This is a genomic window from Symbioplanes lichenis, assembly GCF_030709675.1.
Classification (GTDB): Bacteria; Actinomycetota; Actinomycetes; order Mycobacteriales; family Micromonosporaceae; genus Actinoplanes; species Actinoplanes lichenis.
In genome coordinates, this window is record NZ_JAUZQD010000004.1 from 173,610 (window position 1) to 191,364 (window position 17,755).

The window sequence follows — 17,755 nt, forward strand, 5'->3', positions numbered from 1 at the left end:
TTCACAGGCGGCGGTGATCCGGGGGCTGATCAATTCTTCACGGGAGGCGGGCGCATGACGATCCGGGTGCTGATCGCGGATGATCAGGAGCTCGTGCGGGCCGGCTTCGCGCTCGTCGTGGACAGCCGGGACGACCTCGAGGTGGTGGGCGAAGCGGCGGACGGGGCCCAGGCGGTGGCCCTGGCCCGCGAGCACCGGCCCGATGTGGTGCTGATGGACGTACGGATGCCGGGGGTGGACGGGGTCGAGGCGGCCCGGCGGCTGGCCGCCGAGCGCAACCCCGCGCGGATCATCATGCTGACCACGTTCGACCTGGACGAGCCGGTGGTGGCGGCGTTGCGCGCCGGGGCGAGCGGCTTCCTGCTCAAGGACATCCGCCCCGACGAGCTGGCGCAGGCCGTCCGCCTCGTGGCGCGCGGCGAGGCCCTGCTCGCCCCGACGGTGACGCGCCGGCTGCTCGACCGCTTCGCCGCGGCGCCGCCGGTCGGGCGGTCACCGCGGCTGGAGGTCCTCAGCGAGCGCGAGCGCGAGGTCCTCGCCCTGGTCGCCCGCGCGCTGTCCAACGACGAGATCGCCGCCGAGCTGCACCTGAGCCGGGCCACCGTCAAGACCCATCTGTCGGCGATCCTCACCAAGCTCGGCCTGCGCGACCGCGTCCAGGCCGTCGTCGTGGCGTACGACGCCGGCCTGGTCCGACCGGGTGATCAGGCGTGATAGCGGCACTTCAGGACGACCATGGTGTGGCCGCCCACCTCGAACGGAGTACCCGCCTTGAGGCTGCGCTTCTTGCTGGCCAGCAGCGGGTCGGCCGTGTCGATGACCCGTTCCCACGCCGTGCCGTAGTCCTTCGGCGGCAGAGTGAAGGTGACCTGCTCGCCGAGGGGGTTGAAAAGCACGAGGAACGAGTCGTCCGCGATCGCCTCGCCGAGGGCGTCGGTCTCGGGGATGCCCGCGCCGTTGAGGAAGACGGTCATGGTCATGCCCGACTGCTGGTTCCAGTCCTCGGGGGTCATCGGCTCGGCGTCGCGGCGCAGCCAGGCGATGTCCGGGATCTTGGAGTCGCCCGCGGGCTCGCCGGTGAAGAAGCGGCGCCGGCGGAAGATCGGGTGCTCGGCCCGGAGCTCGGTGACGCTGCGGGTGAAGCGGGTGAGCACGTCGTGGTGGCGCGCGTCCTCCCAGTCGACCCAGCTGAGCTCGTTGTCCTGGGCGTAGACGTTGTTGTTGCCCTGCTGGGTGCGCCCCAGCTCGTCGCCGTGGGCGACCATCGGCACGCCCTGCGAGAGCAGCAGCGTCGCCAGGAAGTTGCGCTGCTGGCGGGCGCGGAGCTTGTTGATCTCCGGGTCGTCGGTCGGGCCCTCGGCGCCGCTGTTCCAGGAGCGGTTGTGGCTCTCCCCGTCGCGGTTGTCCTCGCCGTTGGCCTCGTTGTGCTTCTCGTTGTAGGAGACGAGGTCGGCCAGGGTGAAGCCGTCGTGGGCGGTGACGAAGTTGATGCTGGCGATGGGCCGGCGGCCGTCGATCTCGTAGAGGTCGGACGAGCCGGTGAAACGCGACGCGAACTCGCCCAGGCTGGAGGGCTCGCCGCGCCAGAAGTCGCGGACGCTGTCGCGGTACTTGCCGTTCCACTCCGTCCACAGGGGCGGGAAGCCGCCGACCTGATAACCGCCGTCGCCGACGTCCCAGGGCTCGGCGATCAGCTTGACCTGCGAGACCACCGGGTCCTGGTTGACCAGGTCGAAGAAGGCCGCGAGCCGGTTCACCTCGTGGAACTCGCGCGCCAGCGAGGCGGCGAGGTCGAAGCGGAAACCGTCCACGTGCATCTCGGTCACCCAGTAACGCAGCGAGTCCATGATGAGCCGCAGCGACTCGTGGTGCCGGACGTTCAGCGAGTTGCCCGTGCCCGTGGTGTCGTAGTAATACTGCTTGTCCTCGTCGACCAGGCGGTAGTAGGCCGGGTTGTCGATGCCCTTGAAGCTCAGCGTCGGGCCGAGGTGGTTGCCCTCGGCGGTGTGGTTGTAGACCACGTCGAGGATGACCTCGATGCCGGCCGCGTGCAGGGCCTTGACCATCGACTTGAATTCCTGCACCTGGCCGCCGCGCCCGCCGAACGAGGAATAGTCGTTGTGCGGGGCGAAGAAGCCGATCGTGTTGTAGCCCCAGTAATTCGTGAGGCCCTTGTCGATCAGCGTGCTGTCGTGCACGAACTGGTGCACCGGCATCAGCTCGACCGCGGTGACCCCGAGCTTCTTGAAGTGCTCGATCATCGTGGGGTGCGCGAGGCCGGAATAGCTGCCGCGCACGTCCTCGGGCACGTCCGGATGCCGCTGCGTCATGCCCTTGACGTGCGCCTCGTAGATGACCGTCTCCCACATCGGGATCCGCAGCGGACGGTCGTTGCCCCAGTCGAAATAGGGGTTCACGACGACGGACTTCATCGCGTACGGCGCGGAGTCGGCCTCGTTCGTCTGCCCGGGATTGCCGAACTCGTACGAGAAGAGGGCGTTCGTCCAGTCGTTGTGCCCCTCGATCGCCTTGGCGTAGGGGTCGAGGAGCAGCTTGTTCGGGTTGCAGCGCAGGCCGCGCGACGGATCGTAGGGGCCGTGCACGCGGTAGCCGTAGCGCTGGCCGGGCACGATCCGCGGCAGATAGCCGTGCCACACGAGCGCCTCACGCTCGGGCAGATCGATGCGCGTCTCCTTGCCGTCGTCGTCGAACAGGCACAGCTCGACCCGTTCCGCGACCTCGGAGAACAATGCGAAATTCGTCCCGCCGCCGTCGTACGTCGCGCCGAGCGGGTAAGGGTTCCCCGGCCAGATTTTCATCCCTCAATCACACCAGTAACCGGGTGGTCCCGCATTGTTCGCCGGGCCGGATCAAAATCACAAGACAGAAGCGCATGTCGTAGGTTCGAGGGGGGTAGAGCCTTCGGTCCTGTCCGGGTGGCGGGCGGGGCGGTCGGACGGGGGTACAGAGCGTCGCTCATGCCGAGGTGCCCGGCGGAGTGCGCCAGGCGACTTCGTCCCCTGAACGGCGCACCCCACCGGACCACGTGCGTGATCCGAGACCTCGGAAGATCAACGGCGGCGGTCGTCGGGGCCGTCGTAGTCGATGCGCTCCTTGCGGACCTCTCCCTCGACGCGTTCCTCGTCGCGGACGGTCTCCTTGCCGAGGCGCACCCGCTCCACCGGCACGGCCTCCGTGTCGACGACCGGGCGCTCGGCGCGGAGGGTCACCTCGTGCTCGCTCTCCTGGATGGCGGGCCCGGAGAGCGCCGCGTCGCGGTTGGCGTCGGTGATCGGCTCGCGCTCGAGGCGTACCTCCTCGCGCTGGACCGGGACGCTGACCTGCTCCTGCTCGGTGACCACGTACTTGCGGAGGCGGGCCTTGCCGGCCTCCTCGGTCTGCGCGCCGGCGACCAGGCGCTCCTCCGAGCGGGTCATCGCGTCGCTCCCGGCCGTGGCGCGTCCCGTGTCGCCCCGGTCCCGCTCGCTGTACTCGCCGCGGTCCCGCTCGGTGTACTGGCTCTGCTCCCGCTCGCTGTACTCGTCGCGGTCGCGGTCTTTGTCGTCGCCGCGGTCGCGGTCGGTCACGGCGTCCTTGATGCGCTCCTTGACGCCGCGACCCTCGCGGCGCTCGGTGGTCTCGGTCCGGGCGTGCCGGCCGCCCTCGTCGACGACGCCGCCCGTCGAGCTGAACCCGTAGTGGCGGTAGAGGTCGTCCTCCTCCTGGTGCGACAGCTGCCCGTCCGGGTCGATCCGCGGCGCGTCCTTGACCTGCTCCTTGGCGAACGGCACCTGCACCCGGTCCGCGCTGATGTCGGCGCCCCGCAGCGGCACGAAGGACTGCTTCAGCCCGAAGAGGCCGGTCTTGACGGCCAGCCACTCCGGCTCGCCGGTGCGGGCCTCCAGATAGACGTCGTCCACGGAGCCGATCTTGTCGCCGTCCCGGCCGTAGACGTCGCGGCCGTAGAGCTGGGAGATGTCGGTGCGGTTCACCATGGCTTGCCCTTTCCGAGGGGGTTGCTGCGGTACACCAGGAGATTTGCCGACGGGTACGGCCGACAAACAGTGGATCATTGCTCATATCGGACACTGACGAGCCGTTACCTCTGCACTACAGCGGGTACGGAGTTGTCCTTTGCGCCGCGCCGGTGGTGTGCCCTTCCCGCGCCGGCGGTTTGCCCTTTGCCCAGGGCGATGCCTTTTGTCCGCGGCGCCGGTGTGACCCGGGCATGCCAAAGCCGGTGGCCCGGCGGGGACGGGGTTGCCGCGGCCGTGGCGACGGTGGGACCGTGACAGTCTCGTCGCCGCTCACGATCGGGGGATGTGATGGCGCTTGACGAGGAGCGTTTCGCCGCTCTGCACCGTTCGGCGGTGGGGCTCGGGCAACGACTGGCCGCCGCCGCGACGGCCGCCGCCGCTCCGACGACCGGCAGCGACGACACCGGCTGCGTCACCGCCGAGGTGCGCGCCGACGACCAGCCCGTCACGATCCGCCTCGCCGGGGACTGGCGGGAAGCCGTAGGAGCGCGCGCCCTGGGCCGCGCCGTCGTGACCGCCCTGACGAACGCCTCCGCCGCCCGCCTGACCGCCTGGGCCGGAGCCATGACCGCCCACAGCACCCCGGCCGCCGACAGTGCCGCGCCCGCTCCGGCCATCGGGGCGGCTCTCGGTGCCCGAGCCACTCCCGGTGCCGGGACCATTCTCGGCGGGGCGGATCCCGGCGGCGACGGATCGGCCGGCGGCGCGTTGGGGGATCCCGGGTCGCGGCAGTCCGGCTACGCCCAGCGCGACCTGATCGAGCTGATCCTGCAGGTCGGCGAGCAGTTCCCGGCGGCCGCCGCGGCAGCCGAGGCCGCCGCCCGGCAGGTCACCGCCACGAGCGCGACCGGCACCGTCCGGGCCACGGCGACCGGCGGCATCGTCACGGCCGTCGACTGCGACGAGGAGTGGGCCGCCCGCGTCCCGGAGGCCCGGCTGGCGGCGGCCCTCACCGAGGCCGTCAACGCCGTGCGGCGCCGGGCGGCCGAGGAGCGCGACCGGGCCCGGCCGGCGACCCCGGCCCTCGACCGATTGCGCCGGCTGACGGACACGCCCGAGGAGCTGTGGCGCGAGACGGGACTGCTGCGATGAGCCCGGCGCCGGACCAGGGCTTCGAGGTCACGCCCGAGGAACTGCAGGAGAAGGGCGACGAGTTCGAGGAGCTGTCGGAACAGTTCCGGGTGGTGCAGCAGGCCGCGAACGCGGCACTGCTCGACGCCGGCCAGTTCTCCGTGCTCGCCGCCATGACGGGCACCGACGCCGCCTACGCCGCCCTGCAACAGGAGTTCTCCCTCCTCGCCGACGCGGGAACGCACGCGCTGGCGGACATCGGTCAGTCCCTGAAGGACGCGGCCACCGGCTACCAGGGCGATGACCAGAACGTCTCGCGCCGCTTCAAGGAGGTCAACTGATGCTGCTCCCCACCGGCGACCCACCCGCCGCCCGGCGCCACGACGAGGTCGGCTGATGCCGCTCGCAACCGACGGCCCGGCCGTCTCCCCGGGCGAGTGGGACGGCCTGATCGGCAAGCTGGAGTCCACCCTGCGCGCGGTGCAGGACCACGTCGAGCAGCTCTTCGCCGGGGTCAACAGCGTCGTCGCCAAGCTGCCCGCCGTCCTCGCCGACGCCCTCAACGAGGCGCTGACCCAGCTGGCCGAGCTGATCAGCGAGTTCTACCGCCGGATCGCCGAGGCGCTCGCCGGCCCCGGCCTGCCGCCCGCCCTGGCCGCCACCGGCCGCACCTGGCGCGAGCAGATCACCGAGCCCGTGACCGCCCTGGTCACCCGGCTCAAGCCCGAGCCCACCTGGCGCGGCCCGGCCGCCGAGGCCTTCGCCGCCACGCTGCCCGCCCAGCAGCAGGCGCTCATCGCCCTCCGGGAGACCGCGAGCTCCGTGAGCAACGCCCTGCACAAGACGTCCGGCGCCCTCGTCGCCCTCTGGACCGGCATCGCCGCCGCCGTGACCCGCTACGACTCCGAGCTCCGAGTCGCCGCCGCGGGCGCGGGCACCATCGTGGGCGCCCCGATCGCCGCCACCAACGCCGCCACCGCCACGATCCGCGTCACCAAGTCCGTGGCAACCGGCATCGCCGCGTACGCCCGGCAGACCGCGGGCATCACCGCCACCTTCATCGAGCTGCGCGCCGGGCTCGCGTCCGGGCCCCTCGCCGGCGGCTGGCCCGTCGCCGTCGCCCCGGCCACGGGTGCGGGCGCCGCCGCCGGTGCCGCCGCAGGGGAAACCGCGGGAGCAGTAGCCGGAGGAGCCGCGGGAGCCGGCGCAGCGACAGGCACCGCCGCCGGCGAAACCGCAGGAGCAGCCGCCGGAGCAGCCGCAGGGGCGGAAACGGGAGCAACTGAAGGCACGGAGACCGAAGCAGCCACTGGCACGGATGCGGGAGCAGCCAAGGGCACGGAGACTGGAACAGCCGAAGGCACCGCCGCCGGAGCAGCCAAGGGCACGGAAGCCCCGCCGCCCGCGACGGACAAGACGACGCCCGCGGACGACGCGCCGCCGCCCGCCACCGAGAAGACCGCGCCCGGGAGCAAGCCGGCCCCGCCCGAGCGCACGGCGTCCGGACGGGGCTGAGCAGCGCCGCGATCAGGCGGCGGACAGCGGCTTGGCCAGGCTTTCGAGGCTCTGGCGTTCGGCCTTGACGCCGAGGACGGCTTCGACCAGGCCGGCGGCGATCATGAGGACGGCGCCGATGACGAAGGCGAGGACGGTGTCGCCGACCTCGCCCGTGCCGACCAGGTCGGCGAAGAGGAGGGGACCGGTGACGCCGCCGACGGCCGTGCCGATGGCGTAGAAGAAGGCGATGGCCAGGGCGCGGGTCTCCATCGGGAAGATCTCGCTGACGGTCAGGTAGGCGGAGCTGGCACCCGCGGAGGCGAAGAACAGCACCACGCACCAGCACGCCGTCATCGTGACCGCGTTCAGCACGCCGGCCGAGAACAGCCAGGCCGTGCCGAGCAGCAGGAGGCCCGAGAGCACGTACGTGCCGGTGATCATGATCTTGCGGCCGATGCTGTCGAAGAGCCCACCGAGCAGCACGGGGCCGAGCAGGTTGCCGACGGCGATCACGGCGAAGTACCAGCCGGTGCTCCCGGACGGGACGTCGAAGAACGTCTGGAGGATCTGGGCGTACCCGAAGGTGACCGCGTTGTAGAGGAACGCCTGGCCGACGAAGAGCGCCAGCCCCAGGCCCGCGCGCTTGGGATAGTGCCGCACGAGCGTCTTCGCGATCTGCCCGAAGCCGATCGTCTTGCGCTGATGGATCTCGATGTACTGGCCGGCGGGTTCGAGGGGACCGCCGACGGAGGACTCCACGTCCTTGACGAGGGTTTCCGCCTCGTCGCCGCGGCCGTGGATGAAGAGCCAGCGCGGGCTCTCCGGGACGTGCCGGCGGACCAGCAGGATCACCAGGCCGAGGACGACGCCCAGGCCGAAGGCGACGCGCCAGCCCCAGCTGACGGGCAGGGCCGTGAGCACGGGTACGGTCAGCAGCGCCCCGAACGCCGCCCCGGCCCAGTAGGTCCCGTTGATCACCAGGTCGACGCGGCCGCGATGGCGCGCCGGGATGAGCTCGTCGATGGCCGAGTTGATGGCCGCGTACTCGCCGCCGATGCCCGCCCCGGTCACGAAGCGGAAGAGGAAGAACCACCAGGCGTCGAAGCTGAAGGCCGTCGCCGCCGTGCCGACCAGGTAGACGCCGAGGGTCAGCATGAACAGCTTCTTGCGGCCGAACCGGTCGGTGAGCCAGCCGAAGAAGAGCGCCCCGAAGCAGGAGCCGAGGACGTAGATCGCGGCGCCGATGCCGCTGACCTGACTCTGCGTGATGTCCAGCCCGCTGCCGGGCTCGGACAGGCGCCCGGAGAGGTTGCCCACGATCGTCACCTCGAGCCCGTCCAGGATCCAGACGGTGCCCAGCCCGATGACGATCATCCAGTGCCACCTGGCCCAGGGCAGGCGGTCGAGCCGTGCGGGGACGTTCGTCCGCACGGTCCCCGTGTCGGTCATGCTCATGTGACGAGGGCTACCCCGGAGAACGCTGCATTATGCAGTGTCACCGAGGGTACAAATGCACAGTGCGCCGAAACAATCTGATCCTCGCGATCTGTTGCATCAGCCTGTTCATCGTCGGGCTGGACGTGACGATCGTGAACCTCGCGCTGCCCTCGTTGCGCACCGAGTTCGACTCGTCGGTGTCCGGGCTGCAGTGGGTCGTCGACGCGTACACCCTGGTCCTGGCCAGCCTGCTGGTCCTCGGCGGCTCGACGGCCGACCGGATCGGGCGGCGCCGGGTCTTCCAGACCGGGCTGGCGCTCTTCGGCCTCGGGTCGCTGCTGTGCAGCCTCGCGCCGAGCCTGGGCTGGCTGATCGCCTTCCGGGCGGTGCAGGCCGTCGGCGGCTCGATGCTCAACCCGGTCGCCCTCTCGATCATCACGAACACGATCACCGAGCCCCGCGAGCGCGCCCGCGCGATCGGCATCTGGGGCAGCGTGGTCGGCCTGAGCATGGCCCTGGGCCCGGTGCTCGGCGGCGCCCTGGTCGACGCGTTCGGCTGGCGCTCGATCTTCTGGATCAACGTGCCGGTGGCGGTGGCGGCGATCGTGCTCTGCGCGCTGTTCGTGCCCGAGTCGCGGTCGGAGCACGCGCGGGCCGCGGATCCCGGCGGCCAGCTGCTCGTGCTCACTCTGCTCGCCACGGTCACCTTCGGCATCATCGAGGGCCCGAACCTCGGCTGGACCCATCCGGCCATCCTGGCCTGCTTCGCGGCCGCTGCGATCGCCTTGGCCCTGCTCATCCCGTACGAGAACAGGCGCCCGCAGCCCCTCCTGGATCTCCACGTCTTCCGCAGTGTGCCGTTCACCGGGGCCAGCCTGATCGCGATCTGTGCGTTCGGCAGCCTCGGCGGTTTCCTGTTCCTGAACGCGATCTACCTGCAGGACGTCCGCGGGCTGTCCCCGCTGCACGCCGGTCTCTGGACCCTGCCGATGGCCCTCACCACCGCGGTCACCGCCCCGCTGGCCGGCCGGATCGTCGGCGCGCGCGGGCCCCGGCTGCCGCTGATCCTGGCCGGCTCGGCGATGTCGATCGCCCTGCTGCCGCTGACCCAGCTCACGGCCACCACCCCGGTCTGGCTGCTGCTGGCGTCGTACTTCGTCTTCGGGTTCGGGTACGGCATGGTCAACGCGCCGATCACCAACACCGCGGTGTCGGGCATGCCCCGCAGCCGGGCCGGCGTCGCCGCGGCGATCACGTCGACCAGCCGCCAGACGGGCAGCGCGATCGGCGTCGCGGTCATCGGCGCCGCCGTCGTCTCCGGCCTCGGCGGCACCACGGCGGGCGGCTTCGCGCGGGCCTCGCACACCGGCTGGTGGATCATGGTCGGGTGCAGCCTGGCCGTCCTCGCCCTCGCCCTGCTCACCACGTCGGCCCGGGCCCGCGCGACGGCCACCCGCGTCGAGACCCGCGAACCGGCGTTGATCAACTCGTGAGCGACCTCCTCGACATCCGCCGCATCTACGCCGAGCCGGCCGCCGTCGCCCTGCCGCGCGGGCGGGAGATCCTCGCGCGCTGGCCGGACGCCACCATCGTCGAGATCGAGCGGCACGACCGCATCCCCGAGGTGTACGGCGACGAGACGAACGTCCGCCGCTGGGTGCGCATCAAGCAGGAGGCGCTCGTCCTCGGCGTGAAGAAGTCGCTGACCGCCCGCCCGAACGGCCGCTCCGCCGACTTCATCGCCCCGTCGACGGCGAACGGCTGCGCCATGGCGTGCGCCTATTGCTACGTGCCGCGGCGCAAGGGCTACAGCAACCCGATCACGGTCTTCGCCAACATCGACAAGATCACCGGGTACGTGCGACGCCACGCGGCCCGGCAGGGGGTCAAACCCGCGCCCAACGAGTGCGACCCCGTCGACTGGGTCTACGACATCGGCGAGAATTCCGACTGCTCGCTGGACGCGCGGGTCAGCGACAACGTCCGCGACCTGGTCGAGACGTTCCGATACCTCCCCAACGCCAAGGCGAGCTTCGCCACGAAGCACGTGAACCGTGACCTGCTGTCGTGGGACCCGGGTGGGCGTACCCGGATCAGGTTCTCGCTGATGCCGCAGCGGGACGCCAAGCTGCTCGACATCCGCACCTCCCCGATCGCCGAGCGCATCGCGGCGATCGACGACTTCGTGGCGGCCGGCTACGAGGTGCACGTCAACTTCTCCCCCGTCGTCGTCCGCGACGGCTGGCTCGAGGACTGGGCCGCGCTGCTGGCCCAGCTCGACGACGGCATCGGCCCCGAGGCGAAGAAGCAGCTCGCCGCCGAGATCATCTTCCTGACCCACAACCGCGACCTGCACCAGGTCAACCTCGGCTGGCACCCCAAGGCCGAGGACGTCCTCTGGCGCCCCGACCTCCAGCAGGGCAAACGCTCCGAGAACGGCGCCTGGAACGTCCGCTACCGCACCGGCGAGAAGGGCCGCTACGTGGCCGCGCTGACCGAGCAGATCGAGCGCCTCACCCCGTATTTGAGGATCCGCTACGCCTTCTGAGCGGCCGCGCTGATCGGCTCGTCCTCGATGATCCGCCGGTACGCCAGCCGCAGCTCCGGCCCGGGATCGACGCCCAGGTCGTCGGCCAGCGCGCGGCGGGTCCGCTCGTACGTGACCAGGGCGTGCCCCCGCCGGCCGACCCGGACCAGGGCCGCCATCGCCGCCAGCGCCAGCCGCTCCCGGCACGGCCACTCGTCGAGCAGGTCCAGCATCTCGCCGAGCACGCGCCGGTGGCGGCCGAGCCGGACCTCAAGCTCCAGCCACAGCTCGCGCGCCTCCAGCCGCCGGTCGGTGATCCAGCGCACGCACGGACCGGCCGCCGGATCGCCACGCCACAGCCCGAAGGCCTCGGACAGCCTCGCCGCCGCCGTCCCGGGATCGTCGGCGACCACCGCCTCGGCCCGCTCGACCAGCGCCTGGAACGACTGGACGTCGCTCGTGCACCCCGTCGCCGACAGCACGTAGCCGCCGGGGGCCGTGCTGATCAGATCGGCCGGGGCCCCCGCCGCGGCGAGGGTGCGGCGCAGCCGGGACACCAGGTCCTGGATCTGCCGTCGTGCGGTCGCCGGCGGCTGCTCGGGCCAGACCAGATCGACCAGGCGATCGACCTGCACGACGCGGCCCCGGTCCGACACCAGCGCCACGACGACGCTCTCCTGCCGCGGGCCGGCCAGCGGCACGCGGGCGGCGCCGGCCCGGATCTCCACCGGCCCGAGGATCTTGAACTCGACCTCCACGAGACCACTACAGCAAGAGACCTCCCTCGATCGCCACCCCGCCCGCGAGGACGGGACGAGGACGACACGAGGACGGCCGCCCCGAGACTCGTCCGCATCGCATTCCATCGACGGAAGGAACACCATGCGGTTGCGTACGACCATCCGGGCAGCGGCGGTGGCTGCCGCGATCGCCGGGGGCACGCTCGCCGTGTCCGCCCCGGCTCAGGCGGACAAGTCCGACTGCACCACCGGGCGCGCCTGCCTGTGGAGCAACGCCTACTACAACGGCACCGGCCAGCCGGACAACCAGTTCTGGCAGTGGCCCAATGCCGAGCCGGACCTGCTGGAGAACATCGACGACAAGGCGTCCTCGGCCCGGAACAACGGCACGCGGTGCCGCGCCGATTTCTACACCGGCGCGAACTACACGGGCGACAGGCTCACCATGCATTTGCAGGACTTCCGGGACAACCTGGCGCTCGACCCGCGGGGCAGTGGCACCTGGAACGACGTGATCACCTCCCTCAAGTGGGTCTGCCCGGACCAATGACCGGACCCCACCCTGGCGCCACGGCCCTGACGCTGGCCGTGCTCGCCGTGGGCACGCTCACCGGCTGCGGATCCCCGCGGCCGGTGGGCGGGCCCGCCACCGTCGACATGATCACCGATTCCGGCGGCTACCCCGCCCGCCGCCAGCTGATCGACCGGGCCACCGAGCGCGCCACCAGCACGTGCATGGCCGCGGCCGGATTCGCCTGGTCGGGCTTCGCCGGTGAGCCCGGTCCCGGTCCCGGAAACCGCGCGCGGGACGGTTACGGCATCACCGCCCCGGCCGTGCCGCCGCCCGGCAACGCGACCGGCGGCCCGGAGCTGGCCGCGCTGATCGGCAGCCCACCGCGCCGGGCGACGCTGAGGCTGCCCGGCCTGGCGCAGTACACCTTCCCCGACAGCGGCTGCCTCGCCGAGGGCCGCGCCGCCGTGGCCGGTGACACCACGGCCTGGGCCCGGCTGGCCTATCTGCCCGGTGAGCTGAACAAGCAACTCTCCCAGCGCGTCGCCGGGGACCCGCGCCTCGTCGCCGCCCGGGCGGCCTGGAGCGGGTGCATGGCCGGTCACGGCCACCGGTACGCGGCGCCGGACGACATCCCGGCCGCCCTCGCCGGCCGGCTGCGCGCGCACCCGGAGCAGCGGGCGGCCCTGCACGCCGAGGAGACCGCCCTCGCCGGCCTGGACGCCCGGTGCAATCAGCGGACCCGGCTCAGCCGCACCGAGCTGGACCTGCGGCGGGCGGCGGTCCCGGGCCTCGGCGCCGCCCGGCTCGAGCAGGCCGGCGAGCTGACCGGTCTGGCCGAGGCGGCCACCGTACGGGCCCGGAAGATCCTCACCCGGTGATGTCGAGCCGGGAGCCGGCGGCGATGGTGACGGTGTGGCCAGGGGTGTTCTCGTCGTAGTCAAACGGGTCCACGGTGTCCACGACGAGGGCGAGCGCGTGGCCGGCCGGCACGTCGTACGCGGTGGGGCCGAGGTCGACGTCGACGGCGCGGTCGCCGCCGGTCGAGCTACTGCCGGCCGGCCTCGCCCCCGATCGGGAGCGCGAACGCGGCCATCTCCTGCTCCTCGTGCGGGATCAGCCCCAGCGACCGGTAGAACGGGTGGGCCGACCGGGCGCCCTCGGTGCCCGCCCGGTCGGTGGAGAGAACGAAGAAGCGGCAGTGTGCGTACCGGTGCTTGAGCTCTTCCATGAGCGCCCGCCCGACGCCTTGCCGGTGCGCGCCGGGATGCACGAGCACGTCCTGCACGTAGCAGACCGTCTCCCCGTCGGACACTGTGCGGGCGAGGCCGAGCAGCCGCCCGTCGTCCGCCCGGGCCGTGAGCAGTGTGTGCGAGCCGGCGAGCCCGCGCACGAGCCGATCGAGATCGTCGAGGTAGCTGTGCCAGCCGACGGCGGCGTACAGGTCGCGGGCCTCCGCGCGATCGAGCCCGGCCTCAGCGGCGATTCTCATCCCGCGACGCTACAGCGGCCAGCGCGGCGAAGGCGGCCTTGGGCTCCCACTCACCCGACTCGAGGACCTTGACCAGCCCGTACGACGCCTGGTCGAGATCGGCGCGGCCACCACCCGGCCGGTGCGGCAGGTTGCGCGACGCGAAGGTGCACCAGAAAGCGGCCGCGATGCCCTCCGCCTCGAACGTCTCGACGAGGTCGCGCAGATAGGTCGCCTGCTCCTCCTCGTCGCGCTCGACGTCAGCGGTGAGACCCCGGGCCACTTGACCGTCCCAGTCGACGAGGGCCATCGCCTTCGCCCCGAGATCGGCGCCGCCGCGGACCGCCGTGCAGCCGAACTCGGTGATCGCCACGGGCTTGCCGATCTCGGTGAGGACGCGCAGCGCGTGGACGTACACCTCGGCGTTCTCGGGGGTGCGGTAGAGGTCCATGCCGACGATGTCGAACGGCGTCCAGTCGACGCGCTCGGACGGCAGGGCGGCATAGGTGATCCGCCCGCTGAAGTGTTTGCGGACCGTGGCGGCCGCCTCGGCCAGGAACGCGTTGAGCCGGTCCGTCGGCCGGGGGCCGCGCAATCCGGCGATCCGCTCCTCCAGGGTGTCGCCGGGCAGCAGACCCCGGAGGAAGAGGGTCAGCTCGGCCCCGGTGACCAGGACGACCTCGGCGCCCGTGATCTTCTCCGCCCGCCGGGCACAGTCGGCCAGCGTGTCCAGCAGTTCCTCGGGCGGCTGGTCGCTGGTGAAGGGCGACAGCCACACCTCCAGGCCCGCGTCGGCGGCGAGCTGGGCGGCGAGCTCCAGGCGGTCGACCAGGCCCCCGGTCACGCGTACGGCGTCGCAGTGCAGCTGATCCCGGATCGCGATCATGTCGGCGCGGACGACCTCCGCGTCGAAGGGTTCGTACGTCGTCGGGCCCGGCCCGGAGGTCCAGCCGGTGTCATAGGTGATCCCGTAGGTCTGCATGCGCCATAGGGTACGCGCCGTACCGTAAAAAGGGTACCGCCCGTACCCTATAAACTGACCGCATGAGACGCCGCCGCGGAGCCGCCCTGGAGGACGCGATCCTGCAAGCCGCCGCCGACGAGCTGACCGCCTCCGGCTACGCGGGCCTGACCATGGAAGCCGTCGCCCGCCGCGCCGGCACCAACAAGAACGCCGTCTACCGCCGCTGGCCGGGCCGCGCCGCCCTGGGCGTGGCCGCCTACCGCCGCCTGACCGTCGCCGCGACCGACATCCCCGACACGGGCAGCCTCCGCGACGACGTCCTGGAACTCCTCCGCCGCGTCAACCGCCAGTGGTCCTCCCCGCTGGGCGCCGTCCAGCGCGACCTCTTCGCCGCCGCCGCCCACGACCCCGATCTGCTCGCCCTGATCCGCGAAGGCTCTGCCGACGCCGGCTCCACCCTCTGGCTGACTGTCCTCGAGCGCGCCGTCGCCCGCGGCGAGGCCCCGGCGGCGGCCCTCCACCCCCGCGTCGCCACGACCGCCATCGTCCTGCTCCGCAACGAATACGTCACCCGGGGCGAACCCACCGCCCCCGACGAAGCCCTCGTCGAGATCGTCGACGAGATCTACCTCCCCCTCATCCGCGGCCGAGGCTGAGGTCGCGGGGTCAGGTGAGTTTGGCGGCGAGCGGGGCGGCGTCGGGGTGGCCCAGTTCGTCGAGGATGGTGTGGGCGGCCTGCCAGGCGGTGCGGGCGGGGGCCGGGTGGCCGGCGGCGGCGTGGGTGTTGCCGATCAGGACGAGGCTGTCGGCGACCAGGAGGCGTTCGCCGGTTTCGCGGCGCAGGGCGAGGGCCTGCTCGAAGTGGTGCAGGGCGCCGGCCGTGTCGCCCAGGGCGGCGTACGCGAGTCCGCAGCCCTCCCACGCGACCGCCTCGCCGATGCGGTCGCCGATCTGGTGGTAGGCGGCGACCGCGGCGCGGCAGACGGCGGCGGCGCGGGCGTGGTCGCCGGTCAGGTAGTGGACGCAGGCGAAGAGGTAGAGGGCGAAGGCCGGGCCGGAGCGCAGCCCGGCGGTGGCGGACACGTCGAGGACCTTGCGGATGTGGTGCAGGGCCTCGGGGTGTTCCGACCGGCGCCAGTGGAGCATGGCCAGGTCGCGGTGGGTGCGGGCCTGGCCGATGCGGTCGGACTCGGTCTGGTAGAGGGTGAGGGCCTCGCGGGCCAGGGCGGCAGCCTCCGCGTAGCGGCCGAGGCGGACGTAGGCGGTGCCGAGGACGCGCAGCACCTGGCCCTGGGCGAGCGGGTCGCCCAGGCGGCGGGCGGCGTCGAGACCGCGGCGCAGGGCGGCGACCTCGTCGTCCCAGTAGCCGCGGCGGTCGAGAAAGGTGACCAGGGTCAGGGCGAGGCGGAAGGCGTGGCCCGGGAAGCCGGCTTCGAGCGCCTGGTCGACCACGGCGAGCAGGGTGGGGCGTTCAGCGGCGAGCCACGCGGCCGCGGCGGGGCCGGTGCCGAAGGTGCGCGGGGTGACGCCGTCGCTCGGCGGGCCGAGGTCGATCTCGTCGCGGTGCGGATAGAGCTGGCCGTCGGCGGCGTACGCGCTGTGCAGGTAGTAGTCGAAGAGGCGGCGCAGCGGCGCCTCGGGGTCGCCGGAGAGCCGGTCCGCGGCGTAGGCGCGCAGCAGGTCGTGCTGGCCGAAGCGGCCCTCCGCGTGCTCGACCATCAGGTGCGCGTCGGTGAGCTCGGCGAGCAGCTCGCTCGCGCGGCGTGGCGGCACGCCGAGCAACGCGGCGGCGGCGGGCACGGTGATGTCCGGCCCGCGGTGCAGGCCGAGCAGGCGGAAGAGCGCCGCGGCGGCCGGCGTCAGGCCGTCGTAGGACCACGAGAACACCGTACGGATGTCGATGCTGCGATCCACGCTGGACAGCGCGTCGAGCCGGTCCTCCGCGGCGCGCAGCTCCCCGGCCAGCGTGGCCAGCGCGAACCGGCGGTGCGTCGCGGCGCGCGTGGTGACGAGGGTCATGGCCAGCGGCAGCCGGGCGCAGTGGTCGATGATCTCGTCGACCGGCCGGGGCTCGGCCGCGACCTGGCCCGCGCCGAGCCGGGCCGCGAGCAGCTGGCGCGACTCGCCGACGCTGAGCAGGTCGAGCGGCAGCGGGTAGGCGCCGTCGGTGACGACCAGGGCGGGCATGCGGCGACGGCTGGTCACCACGGCCAGGCTGCCGGGCGAGCTGGGCAGCAGCGGCCGTACGTGCTCGGGGTCGCGCGCGTTGTCGAGCAGCACCAGCACCCGCTTGCCGGCCACCAGCCGCCGGTAGAGGCTGAGCTGCGCGGCGAAGGTCAGCGGGATGTGCTGCGGCGGCACGTCGAAGGCCTCCAAGAAGCCGCGCACCGCCTCGGCCGCCGTGGTCGCCGTGCCGCCCGGTTCGTAACCGCGCAGGTTGACGTGCAGGACGCCGTCCGGGAAGCGGCTCGCCACGGTGGTCGCCCAGTGCACGGCCAGCGTGGTCTTGCCGACGCCCGCGGTGCCGGAGATGACGATCAGCGGGCGGTCCACGGCGGCGTCGAGGCGGTCCAGCTCGGCCCGGCGGCCCACGAAGACGGGCAGGTCCGGGGGCAGCTGGGCGGGCGGCACCGGCTCCCGGGCGGCCGGGGTGGTGCCGGTGGGGGCGCGCGGGTCGAGCGACGGGTCCTGACGCAGCATCGCCTGGTGCAGCTCGGCCAGCGCGACGCCGGGCTCGACGCCGAGCTCCTCGTCCAGCGCGGTGGCCGTACGCCGATAGGCCGCCAGCGCGTCGGTCTGCCGGCCCGACCGGTAGAGCGCGAGCATGAGCAGGGCGACGAGCCTTTCCCGGTACGGATGCCGCTTCACCAGCAGCGTCAGCTCGCCGACCAGCTCGCCCGCGTCGCCGTCGGCCAGGTCGAGCTCGAGGCGCTGCTCCGCGGCGTGCAGCCAGCGCTCCTCGAGCCGCGCGGCCTCGTCCTCGATCGGGTCCAGCTGCTCCGCGCCCCCGTACGCGGGCCCGCGCCGCAACGCCACCGCCTCGGCCAGCGCCTGCCGGGCGAACCCCGGCTCGTCGCGCGCCAGGGCCTGCTCGGCGGCCGTGCACAGGGCCGAGAACCGGTCGGTGTCGATCCACGCCCGGTCGGCGTGCAGCCGATAGCCGGGGCGCCCGTTGCCGCTGATCAGCGCCTCGCCCAGGACGCGCCGCAGACCGTGCACATAGGTGCGCAGATTGTTGCGGGCCGAGCTGGGCGCCCGGTCGGTCCACAGTGCTTCGATCAGCTCGTCCGACGGCACCTCGACGCCGGGCCGGCAGAGCAGCAGCGCGAGGAGGGTGCGCTGCTTGCGTGGCCCGATGGCGACGGTCGAGCCGTCCACGGCGACGACCATCTCGCCGAAGGCGTGGATGCGGACCTCGCGAAGATCACTTTCGGCCACCACCCGAACATAGACCGTTGTCGCCACATGCACAGCGGCCCCGGTCCACAAAGGGGCCGGGG

General features: G+C 72.6%; 16 protein-coding genes and 1 pseudogene. 9 read left to right on the forward strand and 8 right to left on the reverse strand.

What is annotated here, in order from left to right; all coding sequences use genetic code 11:
• The first annotated feature begins 54 nt into the window (after positions 1-54).
• Positions 55-714 (forward strand): response regulator, encoded by a 660-nt coding sequence (locus RAN62_RS11025; protein WP_305784460.1) that lies wholly within the window; start codon positions 55-57, stop codon positions 712-714.
• Here RAN62_RS11025 and glgX read toward each other — a convergent pair.
• Complete coding sequence (gene glgX, locus RAN62_RS11030; protein WP_305784461.1) at positions 705-2,819, reverse strand: glycogen debranching protein GlgX; 2,115 nt, start codon at positions 2,817-2,819, stop codon at positions 705-707. The two genes, RAN62_RS11025 and glgX, sit on opposite strands and share 10 nt — an antisense overlap.
• Before the next feature lie 252 nt (positions 2,820-3,071).
• Positions 3,072-3,995: a DUF2382 domain-containing protein gene (locus RAN62_RS11035; RefSeq protein ID WP_305784462.1), complete on the reverse strand. Its 924-nt coding sequence runs from the start codon at positions 3,993-3,995 to the stop codon at positions 3,072-3,074.
• A gap of 330 nt (positions 3,996-4,325) precedes the next feature.
• On the opposite strand from RAN62_RS11035, the gene RAN62_RS11040 reads away from it, so the two are divergent.
• From RAN62_RS11040 to RAN62_RS11050, 3 genes are read left to right on the forward strand one after another with little or no spacing between them, the layout of a single operon-like run.
• A complete protein-coding gene (locus tag RAN62_RS11040) occupies positions 4,326-5,129 on the forward strand; it encodes a hypothetical protein (protein WP_305784463.1) in 804 nt (267 codons plus the stop codon).
• The gene (locus RAN62_RS11045; RefSeq protein WP_305784464.1) at positions 5,126-5,449 is read left to right on the forward strand and encodes a type VII secretion target; all 324 of its coding nucleotides are present in this window, start codon (positions 5,126-5,128) and stop codon (positions 5,447-5,449) included. Before RAN62_RS11040 ends, RAN62_RS11045 begins: the two co-directional genes overlap by 4 nt.
• A 55-nt stretch (positions 5,450-5,504) precedes the next feature.
• Positions 5,505-6,623 (forward strand): hypothetical protein, encoded by a 1,119-nt coding sequence (locus tag RAN62_RS11050; RefSeq protein ID WP_305784465.1) that lies wholly within the window; start codon positions 5,505-5,507, stop codon positions 6,621-6,623.
• A gap of 12 nt (positions 6,624-6,635) precedes the next feature.
• On the opposite strand, the gene RAN62_RS11055 is transcribed toward RAN62_RS11050, so the two are convergent.
• A complete protein-coding gene (locus tag RAN62_RS11055) occupies positions 6,636-8,060 on the reverse strand; it encodes an MFS transporter (RefSeq protein ID WP_305784466.1) in 1,425 nt (474 codons plus the stop codon).
• Between the two features lie 62 nt (positions 8,061-8,122).
• Between RAN62_RS11055 and RAN62_RS11060 the strand changes: the two genes are divergently transcribed.
• Both RAN62_RS11060 and RAN62_RS11065 read left to right on the forward strand, forming a co-directional pair.
• Positions 8,123-9,535 carry an MFS transporter gene (locus tag RAN62_RS11060; RefSeq protein ID WP_305784467.1) on the forward strand — a complete coding sequence of 471 codons (1,413 nt, stop codon included), beginning with the start codon at positions 8,123-8,125 and terminating at the stop codon, positions 9,533-9,535.
• The gene (locus RAN62_RS11065) at positions 9,532-10,590 is read left to right on the forward strand and encodes a spore photoproduct lyase family protein (protein WP_305784468.1); all 1,059 of its coding nucleotides are present in this window, start codon (positions 9,532-9,534) and stop codon (positions 10,588-10,590) included. Before RAN62_RS11060 ends, RAN62_RS11065 begins: the two co-directional genes overlap by 4 nt.
• On the opposite strand, the gene RAN62_RS11070 is transcribed toward RAN62_RS11065, so the two are convergent.
• Positions 10,578-11,327, reverse strand: a complete 750-nt coding sequence (locus RAN62_RS11070) for an AfsR/SARP family transcriptional regulator (RefSeq protein ID WP_305784469.1) — start codon at positions 11,325-11,327, stop codon at positions 10,578-10,580. The two genes, RAN62_RS11065 and RAN62_RS11070, sit on opposite strands and share 13 nt — an antisense overlap.
• A gap of 124 nt (positions 11,328-11,451) precedes the next feature.
• Between RAN62_RS11070 and RAN62_RS11075 the strand changes: the two genes are divergently transcribed.
• Together RAN62_RS11075 and RAN62_RS11080 are read left to right on the forward strand one after the other, a co-directional pair.
• Positions 11,452-11,859, forward strand: a complete 408-nt coding sequence (locus tag RAN62_RS11075) for a peptidase inhibitor family I36 protein (protein ID WP_305784470.1) — start codon at positions 11,452-11,454, stop codon at positions 11,857-11,859.
• Positions 11,856-12,701, forward strand: a complete 846-nt coding sequence (locus tag RAN62_RS11080) for a hypothetical protein (protein ID WP_305784471.1) — start codon at positions 11,856-11,858, stop codon at positions 12,699-12,701. The genes RAN62_RS11075 and RAN62_RS11080 overlap by 4 nt, the downstream gene beginning before the upstream one ends.
• Here RAN62_RS11080 and RAN62_RS11085 read toward each other — a convergent pair.
• The 3 genes and pseudogenes from RAN62_RS11085 to RAN62_RS11095 all read right to left on the reverse strand — a co-directional run.
• Positions 12,691-12,834 (reverse strand): annotated as a pseudogene (locus RAN62_RS11085) (hypothetical protein); the annotation flags it as partial. The gene RAN62_RS11080 and the pseudogene RAN62_RS11085 overlap by 11 nt on opposite strands.
• Positions 12,835-12,868: 34 nt before the next feature.
• Positions 12,869-13,312, reverse strand: a complete 444-nt coding sequence (locus RAN62_RS11090; protein ID WP_305784472.1) for a GNAT family N-acetyltransferase — start codon at positions 13,310-13,312, stop codon at positions 12,869-12,871.
• Positions 13,296-14,273, reverse strand: coding sequence for a glycoside hydrolase family 113 protein (locus tag RAN62_RS11095; RefSeq protein WP_305784473.1), 978 nt, complete (start codon positions 14,271-14,273; stop codon positions 13,296-13,298). Before RAN62_RS11095 ends, RAN62_RS11090 begins: the two co-directional genes overlap by 17 nt.
• 62 nt (positions 14,274-14,335) lie before the next feature.
• On the opposite strand from RAN62_RS11095, the gene RAN62_RS11100 reads away from it, so the two are divergent.
• Positions 14,336-14,911, forward strand: a complete 576-nt coding sequence (locus RAN62_RS11100; RefSeq protein ID WP_305784474.1) for a TetR/AcrR family transcriptional regulator — start codon at positions 14,336-14,338, stop codon at positions 14,909-14,911.
• 10 nt (positions 14,912-14,921) lie between these two features.
• Here the strand turns inward: RAN62_RS11100 and RAN62_RS11105 are convergent, their stop codons facing one another.
• On the reverse strand, positions 14,922-17,693 hold the full coding sequence (locus RAN62_RS11105) for an AfsR/SARP family transcriptional regulator (protein WP_305784475.1): 2,772 nt from the start codon (positions 17,691-17,693) through the stop codon (positions 14,922-14,924).
• Between the last annotated feature and the right edge of the window lie 62 nt (positions 17,694-17,755).

Bases quoted from the DNA above. Each gene is read 5' to 3' on its own strand.
- RAN62_RS11025 (WP_305784460.1), top strand. From the start codon at position 55: ATGACGATCCGGGTGCTGATCGCGGATGATCAGGAGCTCGTGCGGGCC.
- glgX (WP_305784461.1), bottom strand. From the start codon at position 2,819: ATGAAAATCTGGCCGGGGAACCCTTACCCGCTCGGCGCGACGTACGAC.
- RAN62_RS11035 (WP_305784462.1), bottom strand. From the start codon at position 3,995: ATGGTGAACCGCACCGACATCTCCCAGCTCTACGGCCGCGACGTCTAC.
- RAN62_RS11040 (WP_305784463.1), top strand. From the start codon at position 4,326: ATGGCGCTTGACGAGGAGCGTTTCGCCGCTCTGCACCGTTCGGCGGTG.
- RAN62_RS11045 (WP_305784464.1), top strand. From the start codon at position 5,126: ATGAGCCCGGCGCCGGACCAGGGCTTCGAGGTCACGCCCGAGGAACTG.
- RAN62_RS11050 (WP_305784465.1), top strand. From the start codon at position 5,505: ATGCCGCTCGCAACCGACGGCCCGGCCGTCTCCCCGGGCGAGTGGGAC.
- RAN62_RS11055 (WP_305784466.1), bottom strand. From the start codon at position 8,060: ATGAGCATGACCGACACGGGGACCGTGCGGACGAACGTCCCCGCACGG.
- RAN62_RS11075 (WP_305784470.1), top strand. From the start codon at position 11,452: ATGCGGTTGCGTACGACCATCCGGGCAGCGGCGGTGGCTGCCGCGATC.
- RAN62_RS11080 (WP_305784471.1), top strand. From the start codon at position 11,856: ATGACCGGACCCCACCCTGGCGCCACGGCCCTGACGCTGGCCGTGCTC.
- RAN62_RS11090 (WP_305784472.1), bottom strand. From the start codon at position 13,312: ATGAGAATCGCCGCTGAGGCCGGGCTCGATCGCGCGGAGGCCCGCGAC.
- RAN62_RS11095 (WP_305784473.1), bottom strand. From the start codon at position 14,273: ATGCAGACCTACGGGATCACCTATGACACCGGCTGGACCTCCGGGCCG.
- RAN62_RS11100 (WP_305784474.1), top strand. From the start codon at position 14,336: ATGAGACGCCGCCGCGGAGCCGCCCTGGAGGACGCGATCCTGCAAGCC.